The organism is Bacillus sp. 16GRE42 (assembly GCF_019837435.1).
Taxonomy (GTDB): Bacteria; Bacillota; Bacilli; order Bacillales; family Bacillaceae_G; genus Bacillus_A; species Bacillus_A wiedmannii.
This window is the reverse complement of the sequence record NZ_JADAXF010000003.1, coordinates 309482-329474: the sequence shown is the minus strand read 5'-3', so window position 1 is coordinate 329474 and position 19993 is coordinate 309482. Positions and strand designations below refer to the sequence as shown.

Genomic DNA, 19993 nt, shown 5'->3' with positions numbered 1-19993 from the left:
TTGCTTCATAGATGCATATAAAATACCTGATTCTCTTCATTGCGGTGTGAGTTATCTCCTATTTCATTTCTTAATACTCTTCTATAGCTTTCAAATAATATCACACTTAAGCAAATCCACTTTTTGTCCATCCTCCACTTATTATTTGCTTGCAACAACAAAAAAGAAGAGTGACTTATATCACTCTCCTTAAAAGAATTTCCCAGTAGCTGCTAACGCTAATACTAGTATTAAAATTGTAAATAATAATGATACAATGAAACTAAAAATAGGTAATGCTTTCTTTTCATTCTTCTTAAAGAGTAACTTTAAACTAAGAAAGATGTTTACTGGTACAAGTATAAAATAAAAATATTTAACAATTTGCACCGAACTATTCGAAAGTGTTTTTAAAATAAACACTTCAATTAAAAAGACAATAAAAAATGAAATACTTAACCAAAACGAGACATAACTAAGCCAAGAATGTCTTTTGGTACCCCAATAACCTCCCATAGTAATCTCCTTTATTTGCATTTTATATGACTATAATTATACACAAAGTTAACAAATACCTCTATTTTTCGACAAATATTATACATGATATACCTTTAAACATCATAAAAATACTCTCTATCCCATTTCATGTTACATAATAAAAACAGACTACTCCAAAATCGCATACTGCTATTTTGGAGTAGTCTGTCCTCTGTTACACTTTAAATCTTTCAATTAACCCTTGTAACTCTTCAGCCATTTGAGATAATGTACCAGCCGCCGAACTAATCTCCTCAATGGACGCTAGTTGTTCTTCTGCTGATGCTGCAACGTTTTGAGTACTCGTCGCATTGTTCTGTGCTGTCATTGCAATTTGACCTACTGAAATAGACACTTCATTTGCACCTTTTGACATCCCATTAGCCGTTTCAACCATCGTTTTAATTTGATCTGCAATTTCATTTGTAGATTGTAAAATCTCAGTAAAGTTTTGCTTCGTTTCATTCGCAATAACAAGTCCAGATTGAACTTCTTCATTTACATGACCCATAGATTTTACCGTCTTACTCATGTCATCTTGTATTTCACATATTAATTTACTAATCTCACTAGAAGATTCGCTAGACTTCTCCGCCAATTTACGTACTTCATCTGCAACAATTGCAAATCCTCTTCCATGCTCTCCTGCTCTTGCAGCTTCAATTGCCGCATTCAAAGCTAGAAGATTTGTTTGATCTGCAATATTTTGAATGACTTCTAGTATGTCACCAATTTGTTTTGATTTATTATTTAGCAACTGTATAACTTCATCTGATTGTGAAACAGATTCTGCAATAGACTGCATTTGATTTACTGTTTTTCCGACTAGTTTTCCACCATCTTCTGCTTTTTCACGAGTATGAGCAGAAGCCGTACTAATTGATGATGAACTATTTGCTACATGCTGAATTCCTTCTGTTACATCAAATAGTAACATTGCACCATTTTCTACACTTGTCGTTTGCGTAGTTGCCCCACTCGATATTTCATCCATTGCCATTGTAATTTGCTCAGTCGCTTCACTCGCTTGTCTTACACTTGCCGTTAGCTCTTCTGATGCTGCTGCAACATGCCCGGCCGAAGTATTAATTCTTCCAATTAACGTTCGCAATGCATCTGTCATCTCATTAAATCCTTTTGCAAGTTGGCCAATTTCATCATTAGAATGAATTTCGATTGTTTGCGTTAAATCTCCCTCACTTATTTCTTTAGAAGTAATAACTAATCTCTTTAATGGCTTCGTTATAGAAAGTGTCACAAAATAAATAAGTGACCCACCTATAACTAATGAAATGAACATAACGATTAACATATTGTAAAATACAGGCTGCGCAGCTTCAATTACTTCATTTGAGTACATCGTCCCACCGATTTTCCAACCTGTTTTTACATTTGTAGCAAATACCATTTGTTTTTCGCTGCCATCATACATATATGAAAAAGCGCCATGATTATCTTCATAAATTTTCTTCGCCCAAGAATCAGCTGCTTTTCCCCCTGATTTTTCTTGAGGATGTGCAATTATTTTTTGTTGCCCATCTAAAATGAAAGCATATCCCTTTTTACCAATATTGATTAACTTTGTTGTTTTTAATAAATTCTCTAAACTTAAATCTACCGCTACAACACCGTTTTTATCTTCTACTTGTTTTGCAATCGTTACGACAATATGTCCATTCCCCTTCGCTTTGTAGGGCTCAGTAATTACAATACCACCTTGTTTTGCCACTGCATCTTTATACCAAGAACGTTCTGTTGGATCATAGTCTGCTGCCATTTGTATATTTGGTTCTTGCACAAATTTCTTATCATTCCCAGCAACGTATACTTGTTCAATATCTTTATTCAAATTGATATATTGAGATAACATCTTTCTTAATTCTTCTTGATTATCCCCTTGATACATATTACCTTGAATCACCCGTGCAAAGTTATTCACATCATTAAATTTCGCCTCAATCATTTGATTGATTAAATTATCTAATATTTTTATATTGTCGTGAGCACTGCTCGTAATTTGTGATTCAAAATTCTTTTTAGCTGTTTGATAAGACATACCTCCAATAATAGAGACAGCCGCAATTAAAATGATAAAAAACGAAATTAGTAGTTTTTTTGCTACTTTCATATCACGAAACCAATTTAATAGTCTACCCATTACAAACCTCCTGCTTTTCAATTTCAAAAGTTAAATCTAGCGAGTTCTAAACATTTCCCATCCCTAAATTATTATTTTCATAATCTATTACGATGAATACTTTGTAAAGTTTAAACAATTAAATTCCCTTTGTCTATATATTTGAATAATATTATTATAAAATTTACAAATACAAAAAAAAGCCAAAGGGAACCACCCTTTGGCTTTTTACATTTTTTTATGCTGTTTAGAAATCTTTTTCCACTTATCACGCTCTGCTCTTGCAAGAACAGCATCTTGTTTTCTCATAAAATACGCCAGTTCTTTTTGTAATTTTTTATAGCTTTGCAAACGATTTATCGTAACAATTCCGTTATCAATTGCATGATGCACTGCGCATCCTGGCTCATTTTCATGCTTACAGTCCCTAAAACGGCACGTTTTTGCTAATTTTTCAATATCAGAAAATGTTGTTTGAATTGCATCGCTACCTTCCCAAAGCTGCAGTTCCCTCATACCCGGAGTATCAATAACTAAACTACCACTCGGTAATCGGAACAATTCACGATGAGTTGTCGTATGCCTTCCTTTACTATCTTCCTCACGAATATCTCCCATTTTTGCTACTTCAATTCCTATAAGTGCATTTAGCAAAGTCGATTTTCCAACCCCCGATGATCCGACTAGAGCAATTGTTTTCCCAGAAGAAACAAATTGCTGCAACGATTCAATACCAGTATGCTCTAAACTATCAACGACGAAAATCGGAACACCAATTGCCACAGCTTCCGTTTCAACAATTTTCTGTTCCACGTCTTCACATAAGCTACTCTTTGTTAAAACAATAACAGGCATTGCACCACTTTCATACGCTAATAGTAAATAACGTTCTATTCTTCTTACGTTAAAATCATGGTTAAGTGCATTTACTAAAAATAGATAATCTACATTTGCTGCTATTACTTGTTCTTCCGTTCGATTACCAGCCTCTTGTCTAGAAAAAGAGCTTCTTCTTTGAAAAATACGATGAATAATTGCTTTCTTTTCATTCTCTATTTTCTTTATATACACCCAATCACCAACCGCTGGATAATCTCCCTTCGTTACTACTTCATGCCGAAACTTTCCAGACAGCTCTGCCATATATTCACCATCATTACAAATAATTCGATATATATGTTTATGCTCAAGTAAAATACGCCCTACTTCAAAGTTCTCTACAGCTTGTTCTTCAAAAAAAGAATCCCAGCCGAATGATTCTAAAATATTTTGATTCAAATTGATATCCTCCCTAGTTTAAGCTAAGCGGAAGGATCGTGCGCTCACTTATACAGTCTCGCCCTTTCCATCCACCTTTGTATTTGGTTTATTATTCATATACGTTATTTTCGCCATAATACATCACTCCGTTCTCATTTTAATTACTCTCATTATATGGAATATCCATTTAAAAAGCTACCTTATTTAACACAATTTTCAAATATTTCATTTTTCATCATTCTAATTTGTCCACAGTGACTAACCTCATCTTCTAGCACATGAAACCACAGATAGTGCTGGTTATACGCTACACCGTTAGGCCACTTTCCTTCTGACATAAGCCATTCATCATCTTGTTCATTCAAATACTTCAGAGATTCTTCTCGAACACTTTGTAGAAGTTGTACATAATACTGTATTTCATGACTACGGATTATTCTCCCCGCTTTCCCTAAATATAGTGCGTCTTCCCATATTTCTAATTCTTCTTTTGTAAAGTCGCGCTCTTGAAATGAAATAAGTTGATGGGCTTTTTCTATAGCTGCTATATGCTTTAGTAACGCTCCGATGGAATTCCCTCCACTCGTCATAATGAAATCTAATTGCTCAACAGATAGATCGTTTATTTCCTGTAATGTTACAGCCCTCGTATGCTCCAGCATCCTTACTAATTCCCCTATATTTTTTGTATAACCATCTACACTTCTTATTCGATAATTTATATTCATATTAAGGAATAACCGCTTCATATAATAGACTGAAAAATATCAGATTTTTCTGTTATAATTAAATTGAATACGTAATAAACCCAAACAAACTTTCTCAATATGCTTCTATGAAATATTAAAAGGAATCAATATAAAAGAATCGAATCTTATTCACTAAAAGGAGTGGATTCGATGGAAATGTATCAATGGCTAACTGCTGTTCTCGTTGGTGGCATTACTGGTTTCGTTTCCCATCTTATCAATAACCAAGGCAAGTTATTGCTTCCACGCCGTTTGAAAACTTTTTTTCACTTTGGGTTTTTGACTGATATTTTCACTGGTAGCTTAGCTGCACTTCTTGGACTCGTTCTATTCGATGTCACCTTAATAAAAGAAATTATAAAAGTATCCATTGTGACTGCTATTTCCGGTCAGACTTTCTTACTGCACCAAGCGCTTGGTGGTGAGCAGGCTAAAAATACACAAATTGGGAAAGCTGATGAGAAGATTCAAGAAATTGACAAATTATTACGACGTTAGTCTATACTTTCTTTAAAAATTATTGCTATAATAAACAATAAATATTTTCTATTGCGTCGTTTGTCAGAAGAAAGGGTGTTTCGTATGACAAAAAAGAAAATAGAAGATTTCTTAACAAACACTGAAAAAGAGGAACTGCTAGAAAACTATAAATGTTTACGAGAAGCCCGCACAAAAAGCGAAGCTAATTATTTTGGTGAAGCAGTAGACCATCTATTAAATAAAGCAAAACAACGAATTATTAAAGATGCAGGCATACATGATGAAAATGCAGCAACAGTTCAATCAAAGAGAAAAGCACTGTTTTAGTTACATTAACTAAAACAGTGCTTTTTATTTAGAATTTTTTCTTCTTGCCATGCTATATAATATTAGCCCGTGCAAACCATTTTAATAATAGGTTTATTAAATCGCTTCTTTTAAATCTGAATGCGGATTTGGTCCGTATTGATTGTCATTTTCTTCACTTTCAATGATAAAAAATACAAGTAAAACAATGCTACCAAACGGTACAAAATTTAATAGTTGCCACCATCCTGTTTTCCCAATATCATGCAATCGTCGTGCACCAACCGAAAAACTTGGTATAATCATTACTAACATAAATAGCAACGCAATAATAGCAACTAACACCTCTGAAAATGATGAGAAAAATACCAATAACCAAAAAATTACGATATTCGATAAACTAAAAGTCCAGTACTCTTTTCGCGTAGCTCTACCACTAAAATTCCCATAATCCTTTAGAGCTTTCAAATACCATTGCATTTAAATCTCTCCCTTTTATCCCCAATAAAATTAAAACATGTAATTATTAACAGATAAGTAGAAATATAACACAGCATTTATGTAAAATCCATATCCTCATCTAAATTATCCTCTATTTAAATAGTTTTTTTTTCAGCATTTTTCACATTACTTTCACATCTATTTCACAAATATAAGTAGTCCTATATGTTAAACTACATATATCCTTTTCCAAGGAACTATATGCCGATATATAAATCCCTATCTTTGTAGGGATTTTTTATTTTTGAAGTCCTCATAACATTGTTACAATACATTTCTTCTACTATTTCTATACTTTTAGTAACCACTGTAATTAAAAGCACATTCATGTATTCACACTCTGATTAATTCTGATTTGCGAAATATTTATACAGGCTTTATGATGCAATTCCTGTTTCACTATCTTCATTAAGCTTTTCACTTTTTCTAAACAAAAATAAAGCTCTTATATATAGTAACGCAGTAAAACTACCTATAAGTATAAAATTGTGAGATGCTGCAAATAGCAGTCCTGCTATTGCCGCTCCAATCATTTGACCAATATACATAGAAGCATTAGCAAGCGCGGCTCCTGTTCCTCTTGCTACACTAGACAGGTTTTGTAAGTGCCTCATCATCAATACAAACAAAATTCCTGTCACAAAAAATAAAACAAAGAATAATAGCTCCACAAATATAATGTTCTTTACATGAGGAAGTACTACATATAGCACTGCTGTAAATATAATTCCACCATAGAAAGAAAGGTTATAACCAATTTTATTTACGATTCTTGGGCCAAAAATATTCCCTATTAAATTTCCTAACCCTAATACAAGCATAGCTGTTCCTATTTCATGAACTTGTAAACCAAATTGAATGGAAAGCCATACACCGAAAAATGAAAATGCAGCAAAATTACCAGTTTGAAAAACAAAATATGCAAAATAAGAAAGTGAAACCTTTGAATCTGTAAGTAATTGTTTATAGCGCTTTAAGATGTTTGTTTTACTTCCACCTATATAAACCGGTTGTATTTCTGGTAATACTACATAGATAAGAACGACAAGTAGTGCTGATAATATACCGATGATGAAGAATGGTATTGTGTAGTGTATCATTGCCAAATACGATCCAACTGGCAGCCCTAAAATTTGAGAGATTGCTAACCCTGCTGTTGCAATTCCAATTGCCTTTACAATTTGCTCCTTCTCTATAAGGAGCGGAATAGATGCCCACACTTGTGGAGATACAAAGGCTGCACTTACACCTGCTAAAAATCTAAATGCTAGCATCCATAGAAAACTCGGTGCCATTCCACATAAAAACGTACTTAACGCAAAAAAACTCATTCCTATTACCATCACTTTTTTTCTATTTAAGCCATCTGATATAGGACCAGCAATAAGCGCAAATCCAGCGTATCCTAAAGCATATGAACTCACCATCCATCCTGATAGCTCAGTTGAAACATGATACACCTGTTGTAATGTCGGTAAAAGTGGCGAAATTAAGAAAGTATCTGTACCTATCATAAACATTATCATAAAGAATACAGCTAGTACTCTTTTCATTTAAACCTTCTCCTTTTATATAAAGTGAAACTTTAATCAGTGGGGGTTTTATTTATCCCCCACTGATTATTAGTTGAACCAATCGGGCTTTTACGGGCAGTTGATCCCCCACCTAACTTCTTTGCTTCCGCTAAATTTTGAGGTGGGTGTCTTACTGCCCGTTAATGCGGGATAAAAAGAGGGAAGTACCCCTCTTCTCAACTAATCTTCTAAAATAGATGCAATTTCTTTCATAACCTTCTCATTCAATGAAACTTCCACCGCTCTTACACTTTCTCTTATTTGCTCCGCCCGTTTCCCACCAGGAATAACAGTATCAATTCCTTTTTTGTTTAATAGCCACGCTAAAGCTAAATGCGATACTTCGACACTCTCTTCTCTAGCTACGCCTTTTAACTTCTCAACTTTTTTAAAGTTACTCTTATATGTATTTTCTTCAAATAAACTTACACTTTGACGCCAATCTCCTTCATTCAATTTAAAATCTTCTGTATATTTACCACCTAATATCCCAAAAGCAAGAGGCCCGTATGGAATAAATGAAATACCTGATTCTATACAATACGGCAAAAGTTCTTCCCCAACAGCACGATCCAACATATTATACGGTGCTTGTACAACATCTATCTGTCCATGCTGATTCGCTTCTTTTAATTGCTCTACGTTTACGTTAGATATTCCAATTGCACGAATTTTCCCTTCTTCTTTTAGACGAGCAAGCTCTCCAATTGAATCTATGTAACTTGTTTCTGGATTTGTAAAATGTAAATAATATAAATCAATATAATCAGTTTGTAATCTTCTTAAGCTATTTTCCACAGCATTTCTTAAATAGCTTCGTTCATTATTAATATAAACCTCTCCATTTAATAACGGCTGTATTCCACCTTTTGTAGCAAGTACAAATTCTTGGCGTCTTCCTTTCAATACTTCTCCTACTAATTCCTCTGATCTACCGAAACCATATGAATCTGCTGTATCAAAAAATGTAATCCCTTGCTGGATAGCTTCTTCTATTAATCGTTTTCCTTCCTCCTCATTCACATCAGCATATAAATTATGTCCCCCTACAGCGTTTGTTCCTAACCCCAACTTCGAAATATGTAGTCCTGCCTTTTGCAATTTGGTATATTTCATTTTTTCTCCCCCTATATTTCTATTGTTCGATTATATTCGAACAATAGAAATATACCACTTTATATGTTATAGTGCAAACTATATTAACTTATACAAGCAGGTGAAAAAATGCGTACTCTCTATCATCCAAATCGAGAAGAAATTCAATTCTCTTCTGTTTTATACGCACTTAGCGATCAAATTCGTTTACAAATTGTAACGATGCTATTAGAGAAAAATGAACAATCTTGTGGTGCGTTAAACATTCCAATTGCGAAATCAACTTTATCTCACCATTTCAAGGTTTTACGTGAATCCGGTGTTATGTATACACGCATTGAAGGAACACAGCGTTTCATTTCAATTCGTGAAGATGACTTACATGCTAGATTTCCCGGTTTATTAGACGTCGTATTACATGCGACAGAACCATACTAAAAACATCTCATATTCATATGAGATGTTTTTAGTTTTTTCTATTCTTTTAATAAAATGCAACTTTAATCAGCAGGAACTTTGTTCATCACACACTAGGAATATACACACTTCATTCTTTTTCACTTTATTTTTGTACTGGATCCTTTGGACACTTTAATTATTTGATTACATTTTATACACATCATTAATATAGGGCCGCCTATCTGTTTCAATTCCTGTAGTTGCTTATGCTCACACTCCTCCATATTATTACCTCCCTTATCATATAATTAGGTCATTTTGTAATCACCATCACTACTAAGTTCATTCCTTATTTAACTTCTGAATAAAACGTTTAAATGCCGATATCCCTTCGTCATCTCGTTTAAAAACACCAGCATCTTCAAGCGCCTGTATAAATTTCCGTCCCACTTCTTCTCTTATAATCTCCTGTACATTTTGTTCATGTATCCGATTTTCATATTTGATTTTTAATTGTTCTGCCCATCGTATATGAGGCGTTGGAATATCACTTGGAATGTTAAGTAAGAATTTTTCCACTTCCTGAAGTTCTGTTTTTAAACGCGCCGGAAGTACAGCTAACCCCATTACTTCAATCAGTCCGATATTTTCCTTTTTAATATGTTGTATTTCCGCATGAGGGTGGAAAATACCTAGCGGATGTTCTTCACTTATACGATTGTTTCGCAAAACAAGGTCCAATTCGTACATATTATTCCGGTAGCGGGCAATCGGCGTAATCGTATTATGTGGAACATCATTCGTAAATGCAAATGTATGAACAGAAGGATCACTATATCCCTTCCACCTCTCTAATATGTACTCCCCTGCATTTACTATTTGTTCTATGTCGTTACTTCTTAAGCGAATAACTGACATAGGCCATTTAATAATAGAACATTGCATTTCTGGAAAGTTAGTGAGTTCAAAAATTAAGTCGATTGATGCATTTGCCATAGCAAATTCATAGTTTCCACCTTGATAGTGGTCATGTGTTAGAATAGATCCTCCTACAATTGGCAAATCTGCATTGGAACCAAGGAAATAATGTGGGAATTTTTCTACAAATTTTAACAAACGTAAAAATGTTTGACGGTCAATTTTCATATCACGGTGTTCTGAAGACAATACAATACAGTGTTCATTGAAATATATATACGGAGAATACTGTAGAAACCAGCTTTCATCTGTAAGATTCATACGAATCATACGATGATTCGAGCGTGCTGGATGTCCAATTCTGCCTCTATATCCTTCATTCTCAATACAGAGTAAACATTTTGGATAATTTGTACTTTCCAATACTCTCTCTCTAGCAATTTGTTTCGGGTCTTTTTCCGGTTTTGATAAATTAATCGTTATATCAATGGGTCCATATTCCGTATTTACTTTATAATTTATATTTTTGGAAATTTGCTTCATCTGGATATAGTTGCTGTTTTTACTTAACTCATAGAAGTAATTTGTCGCAGCCTTCGGATTTTGTTCGTATTTTTCATAAAATAGAGAATTGATAACGGACGGTTTGGACATAAATACATCCATAATTGCACTTGCTAAAATCTCCTTCTCGTCCATTACTGCCTCAATGACTTTATGCATACAAGCATATTCAATTAACTCTTCCAATAACTCCGAAATTGCTTTCTTTGCGGGCGCTGACGCTTCCACTACAAAGTCATCTAAACGAAGTAAGGAAAGGATTTGATTTCTTGTATATATTTCATCTTCTTTTTCAATCAATTGAACTTCAATAGCACGATCAATTAACTGCTGGATAGCTTGATATATCATCCGTATATACCTCCTCTAACCTTATAGCGGTTTTCGTTGTTACGATGCAAGTTCTTATGTACCTTTTATAATTTTATGAACAGACGTATGGGATAACCACCATTCTAATATACGTTGCATGAAAAAGAATTAAATACTAGATTCCCTTGTATATGCGACAGAACCATACGAAAAAACATCTCATATTCATATGAGATGTTTTTTCGTATTTGCTATTCTTTTAATAAATCTATTAATCCATTCCCTTCAGATGTACGTTCATACCCTAAAGGTATAGTTCTTTTAATAAGTTGTGCATATATTTCTGGCTCTGATAATTTTCTACCATATTCTCTCTCACACTGCTTAATAAGCAATGCGAGCGCTCCAGCGACATGCGGTGTCGCCATAGAAGTTCCACTTAATACCGCATATTTCCCTTCAGGATACGTAGATAAAATTTCATCGCCTGGCGCCACTAAGTCAATTTCTTGATTCGAATTACTAAAACATGTGATTTTCCGTTCTAAATTAACAGCGCCGACTTCAATTACTTCTGAGTACGCACCTGGGAAATCCAGTTCCTCCGTGTTATCATTACAATCTCCATTATTCCCAGCAGCACATACGACGAGAACATCTTGCCTTACCGCATTTTGAATTGCTTCATGTAATTCTGGAACGTCTTGCGGGCCACCAAGTGACATTGAAATGACTCTAACTCTTTCTTTATTAGGTCCTCTCCAATTTACAGCATAATGAATCGCCTCAATAATTTGCTCATAACTTCCAGAACCATCTCCCGCTAAAACCTTTAACACTAACATTTTAGCAAGTGGTGCGACTCCTAAAACACCGACCCCATTTTCAGTCGCTGCAATTGTCCCCGCTACATGAGTACCGTGTCCGTTATTATCAAGATAAATATTTGGATCCCCTTCGTAATCTTTCGTGAAATTTCTTCCACCGATAATACGATCCTTTAAATCTATATGATTCACATCACAACCTGTATCTAATACGGCAACAACAATATCTTTTCCTTTCGCACTCTTCTCCCATACTTGTGGAGCATGAATGAGTTGTACACCTGGTGGAATTTCATTTACTTGTTCAACCACCTTATCTACTGTAAAAGGAATCAATTGTATACCTTTTTGTTTATTCGCTGTACTACTATTCATCGTAATCCCTCCTGAAAATATATTATTTTCATTTCAGACCACTTTTGAAAAGGTTTAAATGTAACATTCGTTTTATTCGTTTCGTTTTCCTTCCTTAAAAATATTTCTCAATATAGCTTACTAATTTTATACTACTCTTTTATTTATCTCGTAATTTTTAGACACGAAAAATTACGAGATAAATAAAAGAACCAATTTAATGGTCCTTTTATAGTTTTTAAAGAATGATATGAAATTTTAAAAATAAATTAAATTAAGACTAAACCTCACTCTTATTTAAAAACTTCTCTATTTCTTTTATTAAATGTTTCGCTCCATCTATACTAACAGTAATGTTTCCATTTGCTAATGATATGTTTTGATTTGAAACATCACCTGTTATTTGACAAGCATTGTAAGGTTGATATTTTTGTAAAATGACTTTATCTTCTTCTACGAAAATTTCAAGTGGTGATTTGATTTGTATTCCCAATACATCACGTAATTCTTTAGGAATAACAATTCGTCCTAATTCGTCTACTTTTCGAATAACTCCTGTTGCTTTCATATTAATTCCCCCTTACTTTCTATTAGTTTTTCCACCTCGCTCTTTCCATTTTATCACTTTTTGGTAATACTTGTCTCTTTTTAGAAAATTTTGTACTCAAGTTAAAAAAACACATTTAACGAATGCGTAATCTCTCTTTCAATTGTTTTAAATAACGGGATCTTATCAGTAAAAAGTAACCAATTTGAATTCCTACGAAAATACTTAATACAATCGCATTTTCTTTAAATAGTGAGTACTCAAACATCTGTCCCAGAGCAGTTAACGCTACTGCTCCATGTAATGTTGCAACACCTATTGGAACGAAGAATAAAAGTGCCAATCGAATTGTAACTACTTTCGATAATTCTCCACTCGTTAAGCCTACTTTTCGAATCATTTCAAACAAACGAGTATCATCCTCCAAATCAGAAAACAAACGGAAGTAAAGGAAGCTTCCTGCACATACGAAAAATACTATACCGATAAAGAAACCTACAAATAGAATTGGTCCTGCGATTTGTAAACTTTGGTTTTGTTCATACTCTTCTGCACTAAACGTTGCATGTTCTTCATAAGTCTTCATTTGATGAGTAAGTTCTTTACCAACCTCTATTTCATCTTTCGTTCCTTCTGTTTTGTACACATAATCTTTTTCCTCTTTAAATCCATCTTGTAATGCGTCATATTGATTTTTAGAGATTACATAAACGTTACCTCTTAGTATTTTACTTAATGAAGAAGTATTAACTTTTTTCACTTTTAAAGATTCATTCAAATGTGGTAAAGTAATTTCTTTTCTTTCTTTCATCGGTGGTCCTGGTATATCGACTGATAAAAATAAAGCTTCTTTATTTGCAACAGTTTGAAATGGTTCTCCTGTTAACTTTGCATACTCCTTATAATCTAATTCTTTTATGAAAATGACGCTTCTTAGCGACTGCTCCTCTGTCCTTTTCGTTGAAATAGTAGCTTTAGCAGCTGCTATACTATGCTTCTTTAATCCTTCGTCAATCAGCTTCAAATGTTGTGATTCATTACTATTTCCTTGCTTAGAATGATACTGAAACGCAATTGGTCTCTCCATAATTCCTTTCGTCATTGATGCGAAACCAACTAATGTACCTATTGCTGAAAATGCTACAGTTGAAATAATAGTTACAATAAAGAACATTCTGGCGTTGTCTCTCATACGGTAAGCTAAATCTGATAACGTAACAATATTTGTCTGTGTCCAATAGAAACGTTTACTTTTTTTACATAGTCTAATAATAAAGACACTCAACTGCTTGTACAGCAAATACGTACCAATAATGACTACCGTTGTAACAGGAATCATCATGACAAATACCATTGCGCCGTGTGACAGAAGCGCTCCTGCATATCCCGCACTAAGCAATATGACTGCTAATATAGAAGAAATAATGGAAGCTTTCGGTTCCGGCTTCGCTTCTGCTGATCCTCTAAACAATTTCATAATTTTATTTTTCCGAATCATTCCTGCACTAAACAATGAAATGATCATAAATAATACGAAAAACATAATACTCGTTACAACAATGGCTTTCATTGGTATGTAATAAGCTAAGGAAATATCTAACTTTAATATCATCGGAGCTACAAATATTAACATTCCGGAAAACAGCATTCCAGCAAGTATCCCAAAAATAATGGCCCCTATTCCAATCATAATATTTTCAAAGAAGATAAGACGCTTTAATTGATATTTCGTCATACCTAACATCATTAAAATTCCTAATTCACGCTTTCTCGTTTTTAAAAACATTCCCATCGAATATAAAATAAAGAAAAACGTAAATAAGTAAATAATAGACTGTGCAAAAGACATACTTACGAATACATACTGCCCCAATTCTCCAGCGCTTAATGCCGGATGAAACGCAAAAAATGAGTACACAAAAAAGGCCATAATTGCAAATGCACTACTTAAAAAATATGCTGAGTATGTTCGTCTATTTCGTGTTACATTCCGGTATGCGAGTTCTCTAATGTTCATATTACTTCTCCGCCCTTCTGCTAACTATGTTCTTATATTAGTAAAATGCGGAAATAGCTTCCATCGATTCAAATGACAAAAACCTTACATTATTGAAAGGTTTCAAAAAAATTGCTTAAATGAAGCAGTTTCATTATAATGACTACATTCATATTCATACACGCATCCTATTGTATATTCGTTAGTTTTGCGAAATAATAAAGGATAGAAGTATGTGCCAATATACATATAAACTTATTTACCGCTTTAATACGAATAGGAGGAAACATAATGACATTACAAGAACAGATTATGAAAGCATTACATGTTCAGCCTGTAATTGATCCGAAAACAGAAATCCGTAAACGTGTTGATTTCTTAAAAGATTATGTGAAAAAAACGGGTGCGAAAGGATTTGTACTTGGAATTAGTGGCGGACAAGACTCTACATTAGCTGGACGTTTAGCTCAGCTTGCAGTGGAGGAAATTCGTAATGAAGGTGGTAACGCAACGTTTATCGCAGTGCGCCTTCCTTATAAAGTGCAAAAAGACGAAGATGATGCGCAATTAGCATTACAATTTATTCAAGCTGATCAATCTGTTGCATTTGATATTGCGTCAACAGTTGATACTTTCTCAAATCAATACGAAAACGTACTAGGTGAATCATTAACAGATTTCAATAAAGGTAACGTGAAAGCACGTATCCGTATGGTTACGCAGTACGCAATCGGTGGTCAACAAGGGCTACTTGTGATTGGAACTGATCACGCGGCAGAAGCTGTTACAGGATTCTTTACAAAATTCGGAGATGGTGGTGCAGACCTATTACCATTAACGGGATTAACGAAACGCCAAGGACGCGCTCTATTACAAGAATTAGATGCAGACGAGCGACTTTACTTAAAAATGCCAACAGCTGATTTATTAGATGAAAAACCAGGTCAAGCTGATGAAACAGAGTTAGGCATTACATATGATCAACTAGATGATTATTTAGAAGGTAAAGTAGTTCCAGCTGACGTTGCAGAAAAAATTGAAAAACGTTACACAGTGAGCGAACATAAAAGACAAGTACCAGCGTCTATGTTTGATGATTGGTGGAAATAAATTATATAAAAAAAGAAGCTAACCTCATTAGCTTCTTTTTTATGTTAACGATACACCCCTACTCTTTTCTCTAGTAAGTCCTGTAAACAATCCTCATGTTGTTGATTAAACAATGGTGGCATTTGGTTTAGCGGGAAAAACTTCAATTCCAACGTTTCATCACCGTCTACTTTTTGCTCTCCTCCGGCAATTGAGCATGAAAAGAATATTAAAATTGACTGGGCATTATCTCCATTTGGATATGCTTGAAAATATTTTGTATACACCCCGATAAGCTCATTTATTTTCACATCATAACCTGTTTCTTCTTTTATTTCTCGAATCGCGGTTTCTGCGGCAGATTCTCCAATTTCCATTGCACCGCCAGGAAATCCCCAAGCGTTAAAATCACCTCTTTTTTGCAGTAATACTTCTCCATGTTCATTCAACACACAACCACCCGCAAAGTTTATGAGAACACAGTCGTGACCTACTTTTTCACGTAATTCTTTTATATAATTAGCCATCCTCTTCCCCTTTTCATACATCTTCTATCATTATTTCTTATCTTTTTCAAGCAATTCAATCATTCGATCTAGCTTCTTATTCATATTAATTACATGTTGTTTTTTTGCAGCGCTGTTTTGCAATAATCTTCTATGGAACAAAGTAAATGATAGGAAAAACAAAACGATAAGTCCGATTACTAAACAAGTATATATCAATGTAAAAATATTACTTTCGAACAAATTCATTCAAATCCCACATCCTTCCTTTTTATATTTTATCACACAATTCTGTTTTTTAAAGTGATACATAATAAAAAGAGCACCTTTCCAAGATGCTCTTCTTAATTAATAAGTAAATGTAATTGTCGCTAATGAATAATCTGCCATTGCACTATATGGTGCTACTTCATAAGATACACGTTTTGCACCTTTTGGCCAATTTATTTCATTTAACACTTTCTTTATATCTTGCATCGTTCCATCCATAGATTGCTTATATCGTACTTCTACCTTTTCTGGTTTAGAAGCGAATTGTTGCTGTAATTTTTTCTTAAATTCACTATAATTATCTGCTCCGTATTGTGCAGACAAATATTTTAAATTTGTTTCTTTTAACATTTGTTCATACGTAGCAGTTTTTGAACTATCCGCTTTTATTTTGTTTGTTAATTCATTAAAGTAACTTGTAGTTGCCGCCGGGTATTTACTACGATCCCATTCATGATCTTTACTTAATTGCTCGTCAGACATATTAAAATATGAATATGTTACGCGCCCAGCTTTATCCGGTACTGGATCATCGAATGTCGTATCAAGGTGGTACCATTTGTTTTCAATGTTCACTATATTCCATGCGTGAGCTTGTCCATTTCCTGTACCTGTTACAATATGATTTTGGATACCCGCTTCTTGTAGCAATTCATATGTTAATAACGTATATCCTTGGCAAACGGCAGAACGATTCGCTAATGCTTCATATGCTGTATACGCTTTATAAGACGTATCATAAGATACATGTTTCACAACATAATCGTGAATAGCTTTTACTTTCTCATGCTCATCCATTCCTGGTTTTACAATTGAACCGATAATTGCTTTTGCCTGAGATTTCACATATTGTGTTTGCTCTTTTGATTCACGGTATTTCACTTGCAGTGTAAACGTATAGTTTCCTGGTAACCCTTTAATAGAATATTTAGTAGACGCTACATTATATTTTACATACTCATCTGCGTCTACAACTTTATTAAACTCGCCATACAATTGGTCCATAACATTTCTAGCATTTCTATCTTTTGATTTATATGTGATTGTAATATTTTCTTCTCGATTATCAACCTGTTTTTTTAATTCTTTTCTAACATCATTTAACAACTTTGCATCTGATTGTGATGTCGCTACAGTTGAATTCGTAGCTGCATAAGATACAGATGACGCCTGTAAGCCTCCCATTACTATTGTTGAACAAAGCAGGGTAGCTGTCACATACTTACTTGTCTTTCCCATCTCGTCACTCCTTACATTCTATAACTATACGAAAAAAGTATCGTATAGTTTCAGAGTATACAATACTTTTTCGTATAGGTCATATGAGATTATGCATATTTAACATTGTAAAAAGGTTGTTCTTTTTACAAGAACAACCTTTTTTCTTAACAAGTTTGTAATACGCAACATGCATTTTCAAAACGTTGATTTTTCAAGTCTTCATTTCCAATACAGAAATAAAGCATCCCTAAATCTCCCCACATCATATTACAATTTTTAGTATCTGAGTCAATTTGGAATAGAAGTGTCATTTGCTGCGGGTCGATCCCCATATATTCTCCTGTCTCATATAATACTTCCTCTTGTACAGAGAATGGCTCACCAAACATTTGATGGTTATCGTAGTTATCTGGAATTAACTCTTCAAGCAATTGTAAGAAACGATCTGAATCAGCCTCATCTTCAATGAAAAGCTCTGGCAATTTATATGTCAGTTCAAAAGTAGTTGCACACTGGTTATAATTTGTTTGCAATTCATCGGCCCTTCGTAATTGCTCTACAGGAACATCATAATAAAGTACACGTCCCGCTTCAGTTGGATTCACATCTTCTTCAAAGTAATTTTCAACGCTGAAAAAGTATAATATTCCTGTCTTAGGTAGATTGTGCTCCATACCAACATTTTGTAAATCATTTAAATTAAATTGAGCGATAAACTGTAACGGGTTTCCTTTGTACATTGGGTATTCAAATGCAGATGGTAAATCAGGAACTCCTCCCATTTTCGAACTACCTACCGCAACTGTTTCCTCCTGCTTTGGCACAACTTTCACACTAGGAAATACAGTATTAATAAGTTCTTCTTTTAAATGTGTCAGCCCATATTTATCAATTAATACTTCAATTTGTTTATTCATAAATTCTCCTTATATTTACATACTTATTTGTATCATCGCACAAAAATTATACTCCATTCTTTGTAAAAACAACAAGCCTCCAAAAAAACGGGCTCTTCCTTCATACGCGAACAAGTTAAAAAAAGCATAGTATACATTGTTCCTACAAACACGATAGTTCATTATTTCTTCCAGTACATTTTCCCCTCGTCCATTTTTATTTTTAATTTAAGGAGGAATTCCACATGGGTTACGGATATAGTTGCGGCGGTTACGGTTACGGCGGTAGTTGTGGTGGATGTGGTTATGGAGGTTTCGCTTTATTAATCGTTTTATTTATCCTTCTAATCATCATCGGAGCTAGCTGTTGGGGCGGCTTTGTAGGCTGCTAGTAAATTTAAAAACTATTGTAAAAAAGCACGTACAATACGTGCTTTTTTTCCATTTTCAAATCTTTTATTCGAAAGGAAGTATGATTGATGAAGATTGATGGTGTTTTTGAAGGAGGCGGTGTACGCGGGATTGCACATGTAGGGGCAATTTGCGCGTTAGCTGAAAAAGGCTATGAATGGGAGCGTGTAGCTGGAACATCAGCTGGTTCCATTATCGCTGCGCTCCTAGCAGCAGGATATTCTTGTTCAGAGTTAAAAACGATTATAACTGATATCGATTATAATACATTTACGAAGAGAACCTTTATTGACAGAATCCCCTTTATCGGAAAAGGATTAAGCGCATGGACTACTCTTGGTATTTACTCTAATATATTTATAGAAGAATGGATTGAAGAATTACTTCGAAAAAAAGGAGTTCACTTATTTACAGATTTACCTGATTTAAATAAACTTAAAATTATCGCTTCTGATATAAGTAATGGTAAAATGGTTATCTTTCCTGATGACTTACCAAACTACGGATTTTTAAATTATCGCTTCTCTATTGCTAAAGCTGTAAGAATGAGTAGTACAATCCCTTTCTTCTTTGAACCGGTAAAATGGAGAACCCCAAAATGGAAGCAACCTTGTTATATGGTTGATGGAGGGATTTTAAGCAATTACCCAATTTGGATTTTCGACTCACCTTCCTCTCCTCGCTGGCCAACATTTGGATTTCATTTCGTAAAAGATGAGATTCAAGCTGACCCTGCCCATTATAACGAGCCTATCTCCATGTTCAAAGGACTTTTTAAAACAATGATGCAAGCCCATGATTTACGTCATTTAGATAAGGAATCAAAAGCAAGAACAATTACAATTCCAACAGGATCCATTACAAGTACAAACTTTGAGTTAACAAAGGAAGAAAAAGAGTGGCTTTACAATTCTGGTTATAACGCCGCAAATAAGTTTTTACAATCTTGGAACTTCAGACAATATATTGATGACTATAGAAACGGAAATCAGGACCGAAAAACAAATCGGTATTTCCGTCAACTTGACTCATAATACTATTATTTTTCATACGAGAACACGTAAC

General features: G+C 34.2%; 21 protein-coding genes and 2 pseudogenes. 6 read left to right on the top strand and 17 right to left on the bottom strand.

What is annotated here, in order from left to right:
• Nucleotides 1-189: 189 nt before the first annotated feature.
• The 5 genes and pseudogenes from ILS93_RS18150 to ILS93_RS18135 form a co-directional block, all read right to left on the bottom strand.
• A complete protein-coding gene (locus ILS93_RS18150; RefSeq protein ID WP_098102939.1) occupies nucleotides 190-495 on the bottom strand; it encodes a hypothetical protein in 306 nt (101 codons plus the stop codon).
• Nucleotides 496-691: 196 nt separating this feature from the next.
• The gene (locus ILS93_RS29210) at nucleotides 692-1510 is read right to left on the bottom strand and encodes a methyl-accepting chemotaxis protein (protein WP_420707519.1); all 819 of its coding nucleotides are present in this window, start codon (nucleotides 1508-1510) and stop codon (nucleotides 692-694) included.
• A gap of 123 nt (nucleotides 1511-1633) precedes the next feature.
• Nucleotides 1634-2572: pseudogene (locus tag ILS93_RS29205) on the bottom strand (HAMP domain-containing protein); the annotation flags it as partial.
• 309 nt (nucleotides 2573-2881) lie between these two features.
• On the bottom strand, nucleotides 2882-3931 hold the full coding sequence (rsgA, locus tag ILS93_RS18140; RefSeq protein WP_064474204.1) for a ribosome small subunit-dependent GTPase A: 1050 nt from the start codon (nucleotides 3929-3931) through the stop codon (nucleotides 2882-2884).
• Between the two features lie 182 nt (nucleotides 3932-4113).
• Nucleotides 4114-4641 (bottom strand): DinB family protein, encoded by a 528-nt coding sequence (locus tag ILS93_RS18135; RefSeq protein ID WP_098102938.1) that lies wholly within the window; start codon nucleotides 4639-4641, stop codon nucleotides 4114-4116.
• Between the two features lie 171 nt (nucleotides 4642-4812).
• Between ILS93_RS18135 and ILS93_RS18130 the strand changes: the two genes are divergently transcribed.
• Both ILS93_RS18130 and ILS93_RS18125 read left to right on the top strand, forming a co-directional pair.
• Nucleotides 4813-5160, top strand: coding sequence for a DUF4257 domain-containing protein (locus ILS93_RS18130; RefSeq protein WP_000426320.1), 348 nt, complete (start codon nucleotides 4813-4815; stop codon nucleotides 5158-5160).
• A gap of 84 nt (nucleotides 5161-5244) precedes the next feature.
• A complete protein-coding gene (locus ILS93_RS18125) occupies nucleotides 5245-5469 on the top strand; it encodes a hypothetical protein (RefSeq protein ID WP_000162604.1) in 225 nt (74 codons plus the stop codon).
• A 96-nt stretch (nucleotides 5470-5565) separates the two neighbouring features.
• On the opposite strand, the gene ILS93_RS18120 is transcribed toward ILS93_RS18125, so the two are convergent.
• From ILS93_RS18120 to ILS93_RS18110, 4 genes and pseudogenes are all read right to left on the bottom strand, one after another.
• Nucleotides 5566-5928: a DUF805 domain-containing protein gene (locus ILS93_RS18120; RefSeq protein WP_064474206.1), complete on the bottom strand. Its 363-nt coding sequence runs from the start codon at nucleotides 5926-5928 to the stop codon at nucleotides 5566-5568.
• Nucleotides 5929-6070: 142 nt separating this feature from the next.
• A pseudogene (locus ILS93_RS28975) lies at nucleotides 6071-6278 on the bottom strand (hypothetical protein).
• A 48-nt stretch (nucleotides 6279-6326) separates the two neighbouring features.
• A complete protein-coding gene (locus ILS93_RS18115) occupies nucleotides 6327-7502 on the bottom strand; it encodes an MFS transporter (protein ID WP_098102937.1) in 1176 nt (391 codons plus the stop codon).
• 201 nt (nucleotides 7503-7703) lie between these two features.
• Nucleotides 7704-8639: an aldo/keto reductase gene (locus tag ILS93_RS18110; RefSeq protein ID WP_098102696.1), complete on the bottom strand. Its 936-nt coding sequence runs from the start codon at nucleotides 8637-8639 to the stop codon at nucleotides 7704-7706.
• A gap of 108 nt (nucleotides 8640-8747) precedes the next feature.
• Here ILS93_RS18110 and ILS93_RS18105 point away from each other — a divergent pair, with 108 nt between their 5' ends.
• Nucleotides 8748-9056 (top strand): ArsR/SmtB family transcription factor, encoded by a 309-nt coding sequence (locus ILS93_RS18105; RefSeq protein ID WP_064474209.1) that lies wholly within the window; start codon nucleotides 8748-8750, stop codon nucleotides 9054-9056.
• Nucleotides 9057-9359: 303 nt separating this feature from the next.
• Here ILS93_RS18105 and galT read toward each other — a convergent pair whose 3' ends face one another.
• From galT to ILS93_RS18085, 4 genes are all read right to left on the bottom strand, one after another.
• Entirely contained in the window at nucleotides 9360-10850 is a 1491-nt protein-coding gene (galT, locus tag ILS93_RS18100; protein WP_098102695.1) for a UDP-glucose--hexose-1-phosphate uridylyltransferase, read from the bottom strand.
• A 212-nt stretch (nucleotides 10851-11062) separates the two neighbouring features.
• Entirely contained in the window at nucleotides 11063-12013 is a 951-nt protein-coding gene (locus tag ILS93_RS18095) for a serine protease (RefSeq protein WP_064474211.1), read from the bottom strand.
• A gap of 259 nt (nucleotides 12014-12272) precedes the next feature.
• Nucleotides 12273-12560, bottom strand: a complete 288-nt coding sequence (locus ILS93_RS18090; protein WP_064474212.1) for an AbrB/MazE/SpoVT family DNA-binding domain-containing protein — start codon at nucleotides 12558-12560, stop codon at nucleotides 12273-12275.
• Between the two features lie 115 nt (nucleotides 12561-12675).
• Nucleotides 12676-14556, bottom strand: coding sequence for an ABC transporter permease (locus ILS93_RS18085; RefSeq protein WP_098102694.1), 1881 nt, complete (start codon nucleotides 14554-14556; stop codon nucleotides 12676-12678).
• Nucleotides 14557-14826: 270 nt separating this feature from the next.
• Here ILS93_RS18085 and nadE point away from each other — a divergent pair, with 270 nt between their 5' ends.
• A complete protein-coding gene (gene nadE, locus ILS93_RS18080; protein ID WP_064474214.1) occupies nucleotides 14827-15645 on the top strand; it encodes an ammonia-dependent NAD(+) synthetase in 819 nt (272 codons plus the stop codon).
• Nucleotides 15646-15689: 44 nt separating this feature from the next.
• On the opposite strand, the gene ILS93_RS18075 is transcribed toward nadE, so the two are convergent.
• The 4 genes from ILS93_RS18075 to ILS93_RS18060 all read right to left on the bottom strand — a co-directional run bounded on the left by ILS93_RS18075 (nucleotide 15690) and on the right by ILS93_RS18060 (nucleotide 18538).
• Complete coding sequence (locus ILS93_RS18075; RefSeq protein WP_088048528.1) at nucleotides 15690-16151, bottom strand: NUDIX hydrolase; 462 nt, start codon at nucleotides 16149-16151, stop codon at nucleotides 15690-15692.
• Between the two features lie 30 nt (nucleotides 16152-16181).
• Nucleotides 16182-16379 carry a DUF4083 domain-containing protein gene (locus ILS93_RS18070; protein ID WP_064474216.1) on the bottom strand — a complete coding sequence of 66 codons (198 nt, stop codon included), beginning with the start codon at nucleotides 16377-16379 and terminating at the stop codon, nucleotides 16182-16184.
• A gap of 99 nt (nucleotides 16380-16478) precedes the next feature.
• Nucleotides 16479-17639: a transglutaminase domain-containing protein gene (locus ILS93_RS18065; RefSeq protein WP_064474217.1), complete on the bottom strand. Its 1161-nt coding sequence runs from the start codon at nucleotides 17637-17639 to the stop codon at nucleotides 16479-16481.
• A 146-nt stretch (nucleotides 17640-17785) separates the two neighbouring features.
• On the bottom strand, nucleotides 17786-18538 hold the full coding sequence (locus ILS93_RS18060) for a YwqG family protein (RefSeq protein ID WP_064474218.1): 753 nt from the start codon (nucleotides 18536-18538) through the stop codon (nucleotides 17786-17788).
• Nucleotides 18539-18762: 224 nt separating this feature from the next.
• On the opposite strand from ILS93_RS18060, the gene ILS93_RS18055 reads away from it, so the two are divergent.
• Together ILS93_RS18055 and ILS93_RS18050 are read left to right on the top strand one after the other, a co-directional pair.
• Nucleotides 18763-18909 carry a YjcZ family sporulation protein gene (locus ILS93_RS18055; RefSeq protein WP_000540425.1) on the top strand — a complete coding sequence of 49 codons (147 nt, stop codon included), beginning with the start codon at nucleotides 18763-18765 and terminating at the stop codon, nucleotides 18907-18909.
• 87 nt (nucleotides 18910-18996) lie between these two features.
• A complete protein-coding gene (locus ILS93_RS18050) occupies nucleotides 18997-19962 on the top strand; it encodes a patatin-like phospholipase family protein (RefSeq protein ID WP_064474219.1) in 966 nt (321 codons plus the stop codon).
• The last annotated feature ends 31 nt before the right edge of the window (nucleotides 19963-19993 follow it).

What these genes read in the sequence shown, in the direction of transcription:
- ILS93_RS18110 (WP_098102696.1), bottom strand. Translation starts at nt 8,639, where the DNA reads ATGAAATATACCAAATTGCAAAAGGCAGGACTACATATTTCGAAGTTG.
- ILS93_RS18090 (WP_064474212.1), bottom strand. Translation starts at nt 12,560, where the DNA reads ATGAAAGCAACAGGAGTTATTCGAAAAGTAGACGAATTAGGACGAATT.
- ILS93_RS18120 (WP_064474206.1), bottom strand. Translation starts at nt 5,928, where the DNA reads ATGCAATGGTATTTGAAAGCTCTAAAGGATTATGGGAATTTTAGTGGT.
- nadE (WP_064474214.1), top strand. Translation starts at nt 14,827, where the DNA reads ATGACATTACAAGAACAGATTATGAAAGCATTACATGTTCAGCCTGTA.
- ILS93_RS18135 (WP_098102938.1), bottom strand. Translation starts at nt 4,641, where the DNA reads ATGAATATAAATTATCGAATAAGAAGTGTAGATGGTTATACAAAAAAT.
- ILS93_RS18065 (WP_064474217.1), bottom strand. Translation starts at nt 17,639, where the DNA reads ATGGGAAAGACAAGTAAGTATGTGACAGCTACCCTGCTTTGTTCAACA.
- ILS93_RS18075 (WP_088048528.1), bottom strand. Translation starts at nt 16,151, where the DNA reads ATGGCTAATTATATAAAAGAATTACGTGAAAAAGTAGGTCACGACTGT.
- ILS93_RS18055 (WP_000540425.1), top strand. Translation starts at nt 18,763, where the DNA reads ATGGGTTACGGATATAGTTGCGGCGGTTACGGTTACGGCGGTAGTTGT.
- ILS93_RS18070 (WP_064474216.1), bottom strand. Translation starts at nt 16,379, where the DNA reads ATGAATTTGTTCGAAAGTAATATTTTTACATTGATATATACTTGTTTA.
- ILS93_RS18050 (WP_064474219.1), top strand. Translation starts at nt 18,997, where the DNA reads ATGAAGATTGATGGTGTTTTTGAAGGAGGCGGTGTACGCGGGATTGCA.
- ILS93_RS18060 (WP_064474218.1), bottom strand. Translation starts at nt 18,538, where the DNA reads ATGAATAAACAAATTGAAGTATTAATTGATAAATATGGGCTGACACAT.
- ILS93_RS18150 (WP_098102939.1), bottom strand. Translation starts at nt 495, where the DNA reads ATGGGAGGTTATTGGGGTACCAAAAGACATTCTTGGCTTAGTTATGTC.
- ILS93_RS29210 (WP_420707519.1), bottom strand. Translation starts at nt 1,510, where the DNA reads ATGGATGAAATATCGAGTGGGGCAACTACGCAAACGACAAGTGTAGAA.
- ILS93_RS18095 (WP_064474211.1), bottom strand. Translation starts at nt 12,013, where the DNA reads ATGAATAGTAGTACAGCGAATAAACAAAAAGGTATACAATTGATTCCT.
- ILS93_RS18105 (WP_064474209.1), top strand. Translation starts at nt 8,748, where the DNA reads ATGCGTACTCTCTATCATCCAAATCGAGAAGAAATTCAATTCTCTTCT.
- ILS93_RS18085 (WP_098102694.1), bottom strand. Translation starts at nt 14,556, where the DNA reads ATGAACATTAGAGAACTCGCATACCGGAATGTAACACGAAATAGACGA.
- ILS93_RS18115 (WP_098102937.1), bottom strand. Translation starts at nt 7,502, where the DNA reads ATGAAAAGAGTACTAGCTGTATTCTTTATGATAATGTTTATGATAGGT.
- ILS93_RS18125 (WP_000162604.1), top strand. Translation starts at nt 5,245, where the DNA reads ATGACAAAAAAGAAAATAGAAGATTTCTTAACAAACACTGAAAAAGAG.
- galT (WP_098102695.1), bottom strand. Translation starts at nt 10,850, where the DNA reads ATGATATATCAAGCTATCCAGCAGTTAATTGATCGTGCTATTGAAGTT.
- ILS93_RS18130 (WP_000426320.1), top strand. Translation starts at nt 4,813, where the DNA reads ATGGAAATGTATCAATGGCTAACTGCTGTTCTCGTTGGTGGCATTACT.